This is a genomic window from Streptomyces malaysiense (genome assembly GCF_000980885.2).
GTDB classification, from domain to species: domain Bacteria; phylum Actinomycetota; class Actinomycetes; order Streptomycetales; family Streptomycetaceae; genus Streptomyces; species Streptomyces malaysiense.
In genome coordinates this window covers 12514-26098 of the sequence record NZ_LBDA02000054.1, presented here as the reverse complement: position 1 = coordinate 26098, position 13585 = coordinate 12514, and the positions used below count along the sequence as shown (strand labels likewise).

The following is a 13585-nucleotide window of genomic DNA, read 5'->3' as shown; positions in this document are numbered from 1 at the left end:
CGGTCGCGTGGAGGCCCCGTATGCAGGCATGGCAGGTGCACGAGAACGGCGAGCCGAGCGAGGTGATGCGCCTCACCGAGACCGGGCGGCCCGTCCCGGGCGACGGCCAGGTGCTGCTGCGGGTACGGGCGGCCAATGTGAACTTCCCGGACGCGCTGCTGTGCCGGGGGCAGTACCAGGTGCGGCCGCCGCTGCCGTTCACACCGGGTGTGGAGATCTGCGGCGAGACCGAGGACGGCCGTCGGGTGCTCGCCACCCCCGCGCTGCCGTACGGCGGCTTCGCCGAGTACGCCCTCGCGGACGCCGCGGCCCTGCTGCCCGCGCCCGAGGCGCTGGACGACGCGGAGGCCGCCGCGCTGCACATCGGCTACCAGACGGGCTGGTTCGGGCTGCACCGCCGGGCCCGCCTCGAAGCCGGCGAGACCCTGCTGGTGCACGCCGCGGCCGGGGGTGTCGGCAGCGCCGCCGTACAGCTCGGCAAGGCGGCCGGCGCCACCGTGATCGGCGTGGTCGGCGGTGCCGAGAAGGCCGCCGTCGCACGGGAGCTGGGCTGCGACCTGGTCGTGGACCGGCGCGCCGAGGACGTCATCGCCACCGTGAAGGCGGCCACCGGCGGGCGCGGCGCGGATGTGATCTACGACCCCGTGGGCGGCGAGGCCTACGCCCAGTCCGCCAAGCTGGTCGCCTTCGAGGGCCGGATCGTGGTCGTCGGCTTCGCCAGCGGCACCATCCCGACCCCGGCGCTCAACCACGCGCTGGTGAAGAACTACTCGGTCCTGGGCCTCCACTGGGGCCTGTACAACACCAAGAACCCCAAGCTGGTCCGGTACTGCCACGAACAGCTGACCGAGCTGGCCGCGCGCGGCGCGATCAAGCCGCTGGTGAGCGAGCGGGTGCCGCTGGGCGGGGCCGCGGCGGGCGTGCAGAAGGTCGCGGACGGCCGCAGCACCGGCCGGATCGTCGTGACGACGGAGGTGGCGGCGTGAGCGACGCCGGTGAACTGCGCGACCGCACGCGGGAGTTCCTCGCCGCGAACCCGCCCGGCCGGACCGAGCGGCTGGACTTCCTGCGTGCCCGCTTCGACGCGGGCCTCGCCTGGGTGCACTACCCCGAGGGCCTGGGCGGCCTCGGCGCGCCGCGCTCCCTCCAGGCCGTCGTGGACGCCGAACTGGAGGCGGCGGGCGCCCCCGACAACGACCCCCGGCGGATCGGCATCGGCCTCGGCATGGCCGCCCCGACGATCCTCCAGTACGGCACCGAGGAGCAGCGGCGCCGTCTGCTGCGGCCCCTGTGGACGGGTGAGGAGGTCTGGTGCCAGCTGTTCAGCGAGCCCGGTGCCGGCTCCGACCTGGCCGCGCTCGGCACCCGGGCCGTCCGGGAGGGCGACGACTGGGTGGTCGACGGCCAGAAGGTGTGGACCTCCAGCGCCCATCTCGCCCGCTGGGCCATCCTGATCGCCCGCACCGACCCGGGCGTGCCCAAGCACCAGGGCATCACCTACTTCGTGTGCGACATGACCGACCCCGGGGTCGAGGTGCGCCCGCTGCGGCAGATCACCGGCGAGGCCGAGTTCAACGAGGTCTTCCTCACCGGCGTCCGTATCCCCGACAGCCGCCGCCTCGGCGCGGTCGGCGAGGGCTGGCGGGTCGCCCAGACCACGCTCAACAACGAACGCGTCGCCATCGGCGGCATGCGGCTGCCCCGTGAGGGCGGCATGATCGGTCCGGTCGCGAGCACCTGGCGCGAACGGCCCGAGCTGCGCACCCACGATCTGCACCAGCGCCTGCTGAAGCTCTGGGTGGAGGCCGAGGTGGCCCGGTTCACCGGTGAGCGGCTGCGCCAGCAGCTCGCCGCGGGCCAGCCCGGTCCCGAGGGCGCCGGCATGAAGCTCTCCTTCGCCCGCCTCAACCAGGAGATCAGCGGCCTGGAGGTGGAGCTCCGGGGCGAGGAGGGCCTGTTGTACGACGAGTGGACCATGCGCCGCCCGGAACTGGTCGACTTCACCGGCCGGGACGCCGGATACCGCTATCTGCGGGCCAAGGGCAACAGCATCGAGGGCGGGACCAGCGAGGTCCTGCTGAACATCGTCGCCGAGCGCGTCCTCGGGCTGCCCGCCGAGCCGCGCACCGACAAGGACGTCGCCTGGAAGGACCTGGCCCGATGACCGACCTGCTGTACTCGGAGGAGGAAGAGGCGCTGCGGGCGGCCGTGCGGGACCTGCTCACCGACCACTGCGCCGCGGCCGGTGTCGTCGCCCGCGCCGAGTCGGCGGCCCCGCACGACCTCGGCCTGTGGAAGTCCCTCGCCCAGAGCATGGGCCTCGCGGGGCTGCTGATCCCCGAGACGCTCGGCGGCCAGGGCGCCACCCACCGCGAGGCCGCCGTCGTCCTCGAGGAGTTGGGCCGGGCGGTCGCTCCGGTGCCGTATCTCACCAGCGCGGTCGTGGCCACCGAGGCCCTGCTCGACTGCGGCGACGAGGAACTGCTGGAGAAGCTCGCGACCGGGCGCACCATCGGCGTGCTCGCCGTCGGGCTGCACCTCGGTCCGGGCGCCGCGGTCCCGGTCGTCCGGCTCGAAGACGGAACCCTGCACGGCGAGCTGACCGGTGTCGCGGACGCGGCAGCCGCGGATGTGCTGCTCGTCCCGGCCGACGACGGCGGCCTGTACGCCGTGGCCGCCGACGCCGTCACCCGCACCCCCCGGATCTCCCTGGACCTCACCCGGCCGCTCGCGACCGTCACCCTCGACGGGGCACCCGGCCGCCGCCTCGGCGAGTTTGGACCCGCCGTACGACGGGCCCTGCGTGCCGCCGCCGGGCTGCTTGCCTCCGAGCAACTGGGCCTTGCCGACTGGTCGTTGACCGAGACGGTGCGGTACCTCAAGGAGCGCAAGCAGTTCAACCGGCCGGTCGGCGGGTTCCAGGCGCTCAAGCACCGGCTCGCCCAGCTGTGGCTGGAGGTGGTGAACCTGCGGGCCGCCGCCCGCGCCGCCGCCGACGCGCTGGCCACCGGCGAGGACACCGACATCACGGTGGCCGTCGCCCAGGCGTACGCCGCCCCCGTCGCCGTCCGCGCCGCCGAGGAGGCGCTCCAGCTGCACGGCGGGATCGGCATGACCTGGGAGCACCCCGTCCACCTGTATCTGAAGCGGGCCAAGGCCGGCTCCCTCGCCTACGGCACCGCGGGCGCCCACCGCGAGGCCCTGGCCGAACTGGTCGACCTGCGGGCCCCCTAGGATCTGGCCCACCCGAAACATCACACGATCGGAGGACATGTCAGCTGCCCGGCGGAACCCTCCGCTACGCCACACTTGCGGCCGAACGCCGCTCATGGGTGTGGCGGAGGAGGTTCCCGATGGCGATTTCCATCTCTGTGGTGCTGCTGCTCCTGATCCTGGCCGTGATCTTCATGCGCAACGGTTCGCTGAAGGTCTCCCACGGCCTGGTCTGTGTGATGCTCGGCTTCTACCTGGCGTGTTCGAGCATGGCGCCGACCATTCACAACGGGCTCGACGCGACGGCCGCCCTGGTGAGCAGCCTGCGGCCCTGAGCCGGTCAGCCCGTGGCGAAGACGCCGACCCCGTTCGCCACGGGCCGCTCGGCGCCGCCGCTCGGATGGTTGCGGACCGTCACGGCGGCCGCGCCGGTGTCCCGGGTGACCATCTCGGTGGAACCGCCGCCGTCCAGGTTGAACGCGTCGGTGGCGCCCAACGACCGCATGGTGGTGGCCTCTTCGGCGACGGTCAGGCCGGACCGGTAGGCGGCGGCGCCGTCCAGGGCCAGGATCAGCAGCCTGCGTCCGCCGTCGTCGAAGCCCACGACGGTGCGCACCGCCGAGGCGGTGTTGTTCAGCCCGGACAGCGGCGCGCCGTGCCGCAGCACCGGGAAGCCGCCGAGCGCGAAGGCGAAGGCGATTTTGGAGGTGGCAGCGACCAGCCGGTGGGTCACGGACACCGCGTCCCCGACGGCGAGCTCACGCAGGCGCCGGGCGCCCTCCTCGCGGCCCAGCAGGATCGTGGTGCCCGCCGGGACGACGCCGCTGCCCGGGGCGTCGGCGACGGAGATCACCCGGCCGCCGCGCACCGTCACCTCGTACGTCTCGGAGCCGCAACCCGCCCCGCGATCCGTGTCGGTGCCGCAGACCGCGCGTTCGCGCGAGGCGCCGCCCCATGCGGACGTGTAGGCGCCGACCGAGTTCTCCGGCAGCGCGTACTGGTTGAGGCCCCGCAGCGGCAGCCTGCCCGCGCGGCTGGTCACCGAGCCGGTCAGGGTGAGCCGGTCCAGGCGGGCCCGGTGGTCGGTGCCCACGCCGATGACGTCCTCGGTTCCCGTGCCCGGCGGCAGCGCGGGCCCGAACCGCTGGCCGTCGGGCACCGCGGCCTTGAGCGCCCGGCCGTTCGCCACGGCCGGGCCGACGCTCGCACCGGTGGGCTCCACGCCCGGGTGCCGGCTCTCGCTGATGTCGAAGAAGTCCCCGTTGACGCCCGCGACCGCCCTGGCCGCGTTCGCCATCCGGGAGACCGTGGCGCGGGCGGCCACCGCGCCCGGGTGCAGCAGGCCGACACGCACCCGCGGATCTCCGAGGTCGACCGTGAGCAGATGGGCGTGCGCGGTGCCCGCGGCCGCGTGGACGTCGAACTGCCGGTAGGTGACGCCCTGCGCGATGGTGGTGCCCGCCGGAACGGCACCGGCCGGCGCGGCGCCCGCGAGGGCCGCGCCGGCCAGTACGCCGAACGCCGTGACAACCGTGAGAACCGCTCTGCCCGCTGCCGAACGCCCGCGACGTCTGGTCACCGTGCCTCCTGATGCCTCGTCAACTGTCCCTGTCTCCGGGGGCAGTGCACCAGACGGCAGCGGCCGGTGGGCGGACTACGCGTCGACTACGCGAGAACGGGTGAGAAAACGCACCCCCTCGGGTGCCTCCAGGGAGAATCCGCTGCCCCGGCCCGGGACGACGTCCACGATGAGCCGGGTGTGGCTCCAGGCCTCGTACTGGCTGCGCGACATCCAGAAGCTGACCGGCTCCGCCACCCCCGACACGTCCAGCTCGGCGAGCAGCACGTCCGAGCCGCCGGTGCGGAACTCGCCGTCCGGGTAGCACATCGGCGCGCTGCCGTCGCAGCAGCCGCCGGACTGATGGAACATCAGCGGTCCGTGCTCGGCGCGCAGCCGGCGCACCAGTTCCTGGGCGCGCTCGGTGAGTTGCACGCGCGGGACTTCCTCTTCCATGGCACCGTCCTGGGAACCGGGGCGTCCGTCCCGGCCAGTCTCACGGATGCTCCGGGCGCAGTCCAGAGCGCGTGGCGGAACGCGTCGGCAGCGTGTAGGCGACGGCGGAGACCACGAGGCCCGCCGGGAGGACGGGGTCCACCCCGCCGAGGGCGGTGGCCGGCGGGCCGGTGCAGACCGTGTCGACGCACAGCGCGGAGGCGGCCACGCCCCAGATCCTCGACGCCGCCGGCCCGGAACTCCCGGCCGCGGCGCGCAGGATGGCACACCGCACCGGGGAACGTGAACTCGGCCTGTCCGGGGGCGCGCTGCAGCGTGCCGCGAGCACCGGCTGACGCCCCTGTCCCGTCCCCCGAGCCCCCAGCCCTAAGTCCTGGGCCCTGAGCCCGAAGCCCTCGGCCCGATGCCCGAAGGAGCCCCCGTGCCCGCCGACCTCGTCCTGCTCTCCGCCCGGCTGCTCGACCCGGCCACCGACGGCCTGCTGCCGCACACCGCGCTCGCCGCGGGACGGGCGCACAGTGCCGCTCGGCGACGGCCGGGAGGCCGGCGCGCTCGCCGGGCCCCGCGGCACCGTGCTGGACCCGCGCGGCGCGGCGGTCGTGCCCGGCCTGACCGACGGGCACCTGCACCCGGTCTCCGGCGCCGAGCGCACCACGGGCGTCGACCTCTCCGGCTGCCGCGACCCGGCCGCCGTACGGGACGCGCTCGCCGGGGCGGCGCGGGCACTGCCGCCGGGCGGCCGGCTGCGGGGAGAGGGGGCTGGGGCGGCCCGGCCGTGGCGGCCCGTGGCGCGCGTTCCCTCACTGGTCGCGGTCCGGCCGGGGCTGCCGCTCCGGCCGCTCGCGCCGCTCCGATCGGTCGGACCGGTCCGGTTCGTCGGGTCGCTCCCGTCGCTCGCGGCGTGTCCTGCGGGCCTCCACCAGCAGCGGCAGCATGGACAGCGCGACCACCACCGCGACCAGCGGCAGCAGGAAGTCGTCCACCCCGGGGACCGAGGCGCCGAGGGTGAACCCCGCCAGCACCAGGGCCTGCGACCAGAGCACCCCGCCCACCGTCTGCCAGACGGTGAACGGCCGGGCGGGCACCCCCAGCGCCCCCGCCACCGGATGCAGCACCGTGCGCAGCAGCGGCACGAAGCGGCCGATCACCAGCGCCTTGCCGTAGCCGTACCGGGCCAGCAGTTCCTCGGCGCGGGCCGCCGCGCCCCGCACCCGGCGGCTGGAGGTGCGCGCGAGCAGCGCCCGGCCGCCGTGCCGCCCGATCAGATAGCCGACCTGGCCCCCGGCCACCGCGCCGATCGCCGCGCACAGCAGCACCTGCCACAGGGCGAGCCGCGACGGCTGCTCGGCGGTGCCCGCGCACAGCACACCGGCCGGGAACAGCAGTGTGTCCCCGGGCAGGAAGAAGCCGAAGACCAGCAGCCCCGACTCCGCGAAGATCACCGCCAGCACTCCGAGCGCGCCGAAGGCGGCCAGCACCGAGGCGCTGTCCAACGGGTTGACGGCGATCACCGGCCGTGCCTCCTGGCCTCCTCGCAGGGCTCTCGCTCACCAGCATCCTGCGCGGGAAAGATTCGCGCGCGTGCGGGATCCGTGCGAACGCACAGGCCGGGGCGGACCGACATCCCCCGGCCACCCGCCGTGCACCCTGCCGTACACCCCGCCGGGGCAGCGTGTCCCCATGACGCACCGCCCGATCCCCTCCGTCGACGCGCTCATGGGCCTGCTGGCCGGCTGCGCCGGCGTCTGGGACACCCCGGACCGCTCCGGCGATCCGGTGGACATCCTCGACCACGGCCTCCAGGTCGCCGCCCTGCTCGCCGTGAGCCGCCCCGACGACGAGGAGGCGCAGGCGGCCGGACTCGTCCATGACATCGGCCACCATCTGGAGCCCGGCGACGAGGCCGGGCACGGCGCCCACGCCGCGACCGCGGTCGAGGGCCTGCTCGGACCCCGCGTCGCCCGGCTGGTCGCCCTGCACATTCCGGCCAAGCGCTACCTCGCCGCCACCGACCCGGGGCTCGTGCTGTCCCCGGAGAGCGCCCGCACCCTCGGCTGCCAGGGCGGCCCCATGAGCCCGGCGGAGGCGGCCGCCTTCGAGACCGGCCCGGACTTCGCGGCGGCGGTCGCACTGCGCCGTGCCGACGACGCCGGAAAGGTCGTCGGCCTGCGGGTACCGCCCCTGGAGAGTCGGCGGCCGGTCCTGGAGCGCGTCGCCGCCGGCCATGCACGTGCGGGATCCGGCGGATGCTGATGTGCTCATGGTGGGACTGTGGGGGCGTCCCCCTCTAAGGTGAGTCCTGTGGTGGATTGGTTCCAGCCGTTTCGCCAGTCGGCGGTCGACGCCGTCGAACGCGGCCTTGGCACGCCTGCCCGGGAAGAGGCCCCCCTGCCCCTGGGCCCGGCCGAGCTGCGCGCGGTGGCGGCCACGATCGGCACCACCCTCGACGAGGGCACCACCTGCGCGGAGCTGACCCGCGCCGCCGTCGCCCAGATGGGCGGCGCCGCGGCCGTACTGCGCTGGGGCCGCGAGGCGGGCGTCGGTTACGAGGCGGTCGGCGGGAGCCCGGCCCTGCTGCCCGAGGTCCGGCGGGTCGCCGCGGCCGCCCGGGTCGCCGCCGATCCGGACGAGGACCTGACCGTCGCCGCCGCACCCGGCGACGAGCGCACCGCGCTCTGCGTGCCGCTGGCCACCGGCGGCCGCCACTACGGCGTGCTGGTGTGCGCCCGTGGCGGCGCGTCCTACACGGCGCCCGAGACGGAGTTCCTGCGCTTCCTCACCGAGCGCGCCGCCTCCCACATCCGGCACGCCCGCGAGCACGACGCGGTCAGCAGCATCATCGGCAAGCTCCAGCGGGCCCTGCTGGCCGAGCCCGGCCGCCCGCACCCGAACCTGGACGTCGCCATCCGCTATCTGCCCGTCGGGCACAGCGCACTGGTCGGCGGGGACTGGTGCGAGACCGTACGACTGCACTTCGGCCGCACCCTGCTGGTCGTCGGCGACGTCATGGGGCACGGACTCGAGGCCGCCGTGGACATGACCGCCTACCGTTCCTCGCTGCGCTACATCGCCTCCGCCGACCTGCCCCCGCACCGGGTGCTGCGCCAGCTGGACGACATGGCCTCCGGCGAAGCCGAACGCAGGCCCGCCACCTGTCTGCTCGCACAGGTCGACCCCAACCGGGGCCTGGTCACGCTGGCCAGTGCCGGTCATCTGCCGCCGTTCGTGATCGACGCGGACGGCCGGGCCACCCCGCTGCCGGTGCCGGTCGGACCGCCGCTCGGCACCGGGCTCGGCGGCTACGAGCCGACCACCTTCCGGATGGCGCCCGGACAGACCCTGATCCTGTTCACCGACGGGCTGGTCGAGCGGCGCGGCGAGGACATCGACCGCTCCCTGGACCGGCTCGGCGCCATCGGCTTCGGGGCCTCGCCGGGCCTGGAGGAGATCCTCGACACCGTTGTCACCCGGCTCGACGCCCGCAACACCGAGGACGACGTCGCCGCGCTGGCCGCCCGGCTGCGGCCGCGGTCGGGACCGCAACCGGGCTCAGACCCCCGACTCCGCTGAAACCGGACGGAGTTCAGCTCCGCTGGAAGAACTCCACCTCCGCGACCGCGACATGACGGCCCGCCGTCAGCCCCGTCACCGAGTGCAGCACCAGACGCACCCGCACCACGTCGTCGATACCGGTCTGCACCGTCTGCGCACCGGCCTTGTCGTCCAGCGAGACGGATCTGTGCCGCACCGTGCCGTCCGAGGACGTGACCTCCATGTCCATCTGGAGCGCACGGGCCTCGGTCGCGTACTGCTCGGGCGACTTCGAGGCGCCGTTGGTGATGAGGACGTCCACCAGGCGGAACGGCTTGCCGAAGGTGTACGTCAGCGAGGCACCCGGGCCCGGCGCGGCCCAATAGCGGTTGTCGAGACCGTCCTTGGTGTTCGACGCCGGATGTCCGGGCACGGCCGCGCTCGCCGTGACCCCGGTCGCGGTGACGGGCTTGGTGCCGCTGAGCTTGTCCCGGGTGTCCTCGAACAGGGCGCGCCCGGCGGGCAGCAGCAGGTACCCGCCCACGCACAGCGCCAGCACCACCAGCAGGATCACCAGCAGCCGCACCCACCGCCCGGACCCGGCCCGCACCCGGCGCCGCAGGGGCCACATCGTCCGCCACCACGGCAACGGAGCGGGGGCCGCCTGCGGGTTCAGCGGGGTGGCACAGCGGCGGCAGAACCTGCGCCCCGGCGGATTCGGCGTCCCGCACGCGGGGCACGGCGGTCCGGCCACCTCCTCCCGCTGCTCCATCGGCCGCACGACGGGCCGCCGCGCGACCGGCTTCCCGGGCAGTACGGGAGCCGGCTGCCCGGCCTGCGCATCGGCGGGCTCGGGAGCGCGGGGCACCCGCGGGGGCGGGGACGCGGGGGGAGTGCGGAGCGGTGGTGAGGCCGGGCGCGGGGGAGTGGGCTCTGGTGGGGCAGAGGCGGGTGGCGTGGGGGCGGTACGCCGTTCCGGAGGGGCCGGGGGCGTGGGGGTGGTACGCGGTTCTGGAGGAGCCGGGGGCGCGGTGCCGGCGGAGGGCGTGGGGGGTGCCGGTGGCGCGGGCGGCGTGCGCGGAGTTCCGGTCGTCGCAGGCCCGGGAGGCGTGCGGGGCGCCGCAGGCGCGGTGGGCGTGCCGCGCACGGTGGACGCGCCGGACCCGCCGGGCGGGGCGGGTGCCGTACGGGGCACCGGCGGAGCCTGGACGGGCCGGGCGCCCTCGGCGGCCCGCGTCGTACGACGTCCCGTCTCGCGCCGTGCCGTACGCGACTCCTCCGCGCGGGGCCGGGCGCCGGCCGCCGCCGGATCCGGACCCCCCTCATCCGCGGCTTCGTTCGCGGCCGAACCGGTCCCCTCCGCCGAGGGCGCCGAACCCCCCTCATCCGCCCCGGCGTCGTCCTGCGCCGGCGTGCGCGGGCGCGCCGCGGCGGGCCTCTCCGAGGACCACCCGAGGTACGCACCGCAGTTGCCGCAGAAGTCGTCGTCGGGGCCGTTGGACGCCCCGCACGCGGGACAGGCGCGCATGGCGTCACCTCCCTTCGTCGGCGGGCGGGCCGGACAGGACCTCGACCCGGCAGGGGACATGGACGGGGCAGTGGGCACGGACGGTCTCGCGGACACGGTCCGCGTCCACCACCGGCTCCCGGCCCGGCCACACCCGGACCAGCACCTCACCGGCCGGCGCGGCCGGCAGCGGGGTGCCCGGGGTCCGCGACCACGCCGCGCCGCCGTCGCCCAGGACGTCGGCCTCCACGCCGAGCGTGAGCCGCAGCCGCTCCACGAGACCGCGCCGGGTGCCGCGCCTGCGGTGCAGCTCGACCGCCCGTACCACCGCCTCCCGGCGCAGCTCGGCCGGCCACCGCGGGTCGTCCGCGGTGCCCACCCACGACGCCAGCCAGGCCACGAAGTCGGCCGGCGCGACCCGGGGGTCGAGATAGGCCGACAGATTGTCGAGGGTGGAGAACACCGGGGCGAGGACGGTGTCCAGGCCCGCGGTGAACCGCTGCGCGAAATCGTCGTCGGCGTACAGCGCGGGCAGCAGCCCGCCGATCGGATGCCGGCTCGGCAGACCGGGAACGGCGGCGCGGCTCATGGACGGGCCTCCGGTTCGACGGGCTGCACGACGACCTGGTGCCGGTAGGAGAAGACCAGCGCGCCCGGACCGACGTCGATGCGGTCCACCGGCGCGCCGCGCCGTCCGGTGATCGGGTCGGCGGCGAACAGCCGGATCTCCTCCACCAGCGCGTTGCCGGTGGCCCGTTGGAGCACCCCGAACACCTCGCCGTACTGCACCGGACGCCCGAACGGCCACCCGGTGCCCTCCGGGCCGCCGCGCAGCGGGTTGAGGTACCGGAACAGGGCGACGAGCGCCGCGTCCCGCACCCGGTCGGTGTCGGCGGGCGCGGTCGCGAGCCGGGCCACCACGGTGACGCCCTGGTACACCGGCGGCTCCACCACCAACCGGGTGCCGATCAGGCGCCGTTCGTCCAGGCTCTCGGTGATCGCGGTCAGCACCTGGTCCGAGGGGATGAGCTGCTCGAAGCGGAGCCGGTCGTCGCCCTCGTCGGCGACCGCATCCGGCACCACCAGCACCCGGACCGCACCCGCCGCGGCCCCGGCGGCCCCGGCCGGCAGGCAGCGCACCCGGCGCACCGAGGGCGCCGCCTGCCGGGCGATGATCTCGTGGTCCTCGGCGGTGACCGCCCGCTCCTGCATGCGCAGCGCGTCCGGGGCGCGCAGCCTGGCGTTGGCGAGGGTCTCCCCGTCCACCCCGCCGCGCGCCGCCTCCCGGTTGACGACTCGCGCGATGTACGGCACCGAGCTGCGCAGCACCGAGATGGCGCCCCGGGCCACATTGCCGGCCGGGCCGCCGCCCGTGCGGTAGCGGGACACCCGGATGTGGGCGCCCTTCTCCGGCACCGCGCCGCACAGCCGCAGAGTGCCGTCCGGTTCGCGCAGGGCCGGCGGGAAGCCGAACTCGCCGGTGGTGGCGTCCACCCGGACGTGCCGGTCGCCGGGGCCCGAGCGGCCGAAGTGCTCGACCACCTCCCAGCGCTGCCAGCCGTCGGCCGATGAGACCTCCACCAGCGGCGGGCCGCCGTCCAGCAGCACGGGCGGGCGGCCGAGCCGGAACGTCTGGCCCGCGACCCCCTCGGAGGTCCCGAGCGGTACGTCCGTGACGGTCTCGGCGTGCTCGACCGGGGTGGTGCCGCCGACCGTGAACACCGTCGCCTCGCGCACCGTCGGGGACTCCGAGTAGAACGGCTGGCCCGGCTCCGCCTCCGTGACCCGGCAGCGCAGCCAGCCCGCCCGGGTGCCGCCGATCACCGACGCCGTGTGCTCGCCCGGCACGTACACGATCACCTCACCGGGCCGGTTCAGACCACCGGTGGTGTCCGAGCCGGTCTCGCACGAGCGCCAGCGGCCCCCGTCCCACGCCTCCCACACCAGCGGCGGCTGGCGCGGGTCCACGCCGACGCCCTCCACCCGGCTGTCCAGCCGCACCGCCACGATGCACCGGGGCACCGCCGTGGGCAGCCCGAACAGCAGCGCGTCATCCGGCTGCGGGGCCGCCTGGAAGCACCGCACATCGCGGCCCTCGGCGAGCTCCCGGGTCCGGTCGGTCTGCTCACCGCCCCGGGGCGCGGCCACCAGCCGGGTCAACTCGCTGGGAAGGATGCGCAGTTCGTCCTTGGTGGCGAACACCACGGGCTCCTCGGCCTCGCCGTCCGCGGTGGTCACCTCGGTGCCCGCGGGCAGCGTCACCGCGTCCTGCTGCGGAGCCGACAGCCAGAAGTCGACCTCGGCCCCGGCCGCCGCCGGCGGGAACAGCCGGATGCCCAGCAGGTCGAGAAACGCCGTGTAGTTCTTGTCCGGCACCCGGTTCAGCCGGTACAGCAGCTGGTCCACGAGGTAGGCGAACGTCTCGATCAGGGTGACGCCCGGGTCGGAGACGTTGTGGTCGGTCCACTCCGGGGCGCGCTGCTGCACATAGCGCTTCGCCTCGTCGACGAGCTGCTGGAAGCGCCGGTCGTCCAGATTGGGGGAGGGCAGGGCCATCAGTCCGCGACCGCTTCCTCGGCCCCCTCCTCGGAGGGGATCGTGTAGAAGGGAAACACCAGGTTGCGCCGGTCGTTGGTGGAACGGATCGTGTAGCGCACGTCGATGTACAGGGTGCCGGCGTCGACGGCGTCGAACGCCACGACCACCTCGTCCACGCCGATCCGCGGCTCCCAGCGCTCCAGCGCCTCACGCACCTGCTGGGCGATCCGGCCCGCGGTGGCGCCGTCGCCGGGCGCGAAGACGTAGTCGTGGATGCCGCAGCCGAACTCGGGCCGCATCGGCCGCTCACCGGGCGCGGTGCCGAGGACCAGCCGGATGGCCTCCTCGATCTCCCGCTCCCGCGCCACCAGCGCGATACCCCCGGTCGGGCCGACCCGCAGCGGGAACGCCCAGCCCCGGCCGATGAAGCGCTCGCTCATCACAGCCCTCCGATCCGCACGTTGAGGGCGCCGAGCAGGATGTTCGCGCCGCACGCCGACTTGTCGCCCGCCCGCGCGGCCGGCAGCCCCCCGATCAGGACCATGCCCGAGGTCAGCGCGGCCGGGTTGGGCACGATCACGTTGCCGGGGCCGAGGGCCGCGTGCGGGGGGATCGGGCAGGTGTGCAGACTGCCCACCACGGCGGCGGGTCTGCCGCCGATCAGCACCCGCGCCACCGTCGCGGCCGCGCCGGGCGGCGGGGTGGCGACCACCCCGCCGTGGCTGGTGGAATCGCCGGTACGGGCTGCGCCGGGCATGTGGGGCTCCTCCTGGGAAGTGTCG

General features: G+C 75.3%; 15 protein-coding genes. 6 read left to right on the top strand and 9 right to left on the bottom strand.

The window, feature by feature from the left end:
• Window positions 1–20 precede the first annotated feature (20 nt).
• The 4 genes from VT52_RS22735 to VT52_RS22720 all read left to right on the top strand — a co-directional run bounded on the left by VT52_RS22735 (window position 21) and on the right by VT52_RS22720 (window position 3548).
• Window positions 21–986: an NADPH:quinone oxidoreductase family protein gene (locus VT52_RS22735; RefSeq protein WP_046417346.1), complete on the top strand. Its 966-nt coding sequence runs from the start codon at window positions 21–23 to the stop codon at window positions 984–986.
• The gene (locus tag VT52_RS22730) at window positions 983–2164 is read left to right on the top strand and encodes an acyl-CoA dehydrogenase family protein (protein WP_046417344.1); all 1182 of its coding nucleotides are present in this window, start codon (window positions 983–985) and stop codon (window positions 2162–2164) included. Before VT52_RS22735 ends, VT52_RS22730 begins: the two co-directional genes overlap by 4 nt.
• Complete coding sequence (locus tag VT52_RS22725; protein ID WP_046417343.1) at window positions 2161–3234, top strand: acyl-CoA dehydrogenase family protein; 1074 nt, start codon at window positions 2161–2163, stop codon at window positions 3232–3234. Before VT52_RS22730 ends, VT52_RS22725 begins: the two co-directional genes overlap by 4 nt.
• A gap of 119 nt (window positions 3235–3353) precedes the next feature.
• On the top strand, window positions 3354–3548 hold the full coding sequence (locus tag VT52_RS22720; RefSeq protein ID WP_037658873.1) for a hypothetical protein: 195 nt from the start codon (window positions 3354–3356) through the stop codon (window positions 3546–3548).
• A gap of 5 nt (window positions 3549–3553) precedes the next feature.
• Here the strand turns inward: VT52_RS22720 and VT52_RS22715 are convergent, their stop codons facing one another.
• From VT52_RS22715 to VT52_RS22705, 4 genes are all read right to left on the bottom strand, one after another.
• Window positions 3554–4792 carry a phosphodiester glycosidase family protein gene (locus VT52_RS22715; protein ID WP_079175206.1) on the bottom strand — a complete coding sequence of 413 codons (1239 nt, stop codon included), beginning with the start codon at window positions 4790–4792 and terminating at the stop codon, window positions 3554–3556.
• Window positions 4793–4867: 75 nt separating this feature from the next.
• Window positions 4868–5227 carry a DUF779 domain-containing protein gene (locus tag VT52_RS22710; protein WP_046417342.1) on the bottom strand — a complete coding sequence of 120 codons (360 nt, stop codon included), beginning with the start codon at window positions 5225–5227 and terminating at the stop codon, window positions 4868–4870.
• Window positions 5228–5267: 40 nt separating this feature from the next.
• Window positions 5268–5435: a hypothetical protein gene (locus VT52_RS38090; protein WP_167377730.1), complete on the bottom strand. Its 168-nt coding sequence runs from the start codon at window positions 5433–5435 to the stop codon at window positions 5268–5270.
• A 592-nt stretch (window positions 5436–6027) separates the two neighbouring features.
• The gene (locus tag VT52_RS22705; protein ID WP_079175205.1) at window positions 6028–6738 is read right to left on the bottom strand and encodes a DedA family protein; all 711 of its coding nucleotides are present in this window, start codon (window positions 6736–6738) and stop codon (window positions 6028–6030) included.
• Window positions 6739–6907: 169 nt separating this feature from the next.
• On the opposite strand from VT52_RS22705, the gene VT52_RS22700 reads away from it, so the two are divergent.
• Together VT52_RS22700 and VT52_RS22695 are read left to right on the top strand one after the other, a co-directional pair.
• Window positions 6908–7480, top strand: a complete 573-nt coding sequence (locus VT52_RS22700) for an HD domain-containing protein (RefSeq protein WP_046417341.1) — start codon at window positions 6908–6910, stop codon at window positions 7478–7480.
• A 48-nt stretch (window positions 7481–7528) separates the two neighbouring features.
• On the top strand, window positions 7529–8797 hold the full coding sequence (locus VT52_RS22695; RefSeq protein WP_206306588.1) for a PP2C family protein-serine/threonine phosphatase: 1269 nt from the start codon (window positions 7529–7531) through the stop codon (window positions 8795–8797).
• A 13-nt stretch (window positions 8798–8810) separates the two neighbouring features.
• On the opposite strand, the gene VT52_RS38925 is transcribed toward VT52_RS22695, so the two are convergent.
• The 5 genes from VT52_RS38925 to VT52_RS22670 all read right to left on the bottom strand — a co-directional run bounded on the left by VT52_RS38925 (window position 8811) and on the right by VT52_RS22670 (window position 13560).
• Window positions 8811–9389, bottom strand: a complete 579-nt coding sequence (locus VT52_RS38925; protein WP_107481414.1) for an NADase-type glycan-binding domain-containing protein — start codon at window positions 9387–9389, stop codon at window positions 8811–8813.
• A gap of 901 nt (window positions 9390–10290) precedes the next feature.
• Window positions 10291–10854, bottom strand: coding sequence for a phage tail protein (locus VT52_RS22685; RefSeq protein WP_046428615.1), 564 nt, complete (start codon window positions 10852–10854; stop codon window positions 10291–10293).
• Window positions 10851–12821 carry a putative baseplate assembly protein gene (locus tag VT52_RS22680; RefSeq protein WP_046428612.1) on the bottom strand — a complete coding sequence of 657 codons (1971 nt, stop codon included), beginning with the start codon at window positions 12819–12821 and terminating at the stop codon, window positions 10851–10853. Before VT52_RS22680 ends, VT52_RS22685 begins: the two co-directional genes overlap by 4 nt.
• Complete coding sequence (locus VT52_RS22675) at window positions 12821–13243, bottom strand: GPW/gp25 family protein (RefSeq protein WP_046428609.1); 423 nt, start codon at window positions 13241–13243, stop codon at window positions 12821–12823. Before VT52_RS22675 ends, VT52_RS22680 begins: the two co-directional genes overlap by 1 nt.
• On the bottom strand, window positions 13243–13560 hold the full coding sequence (locus VT52_RS22670) for a PAAR domain-containing protein (RefSeq protein WP_046428607.1): 318 nt from the start codon (window positions 13558–13560) through the stop codon (window positions 13243–13245). Before VT52_RS22670 ends, VT52_RS22675 begins: the two co-directional genes overlap by 1 nt.
• Window positions 13561–13585: the final 25 nt, after the last annotated feature.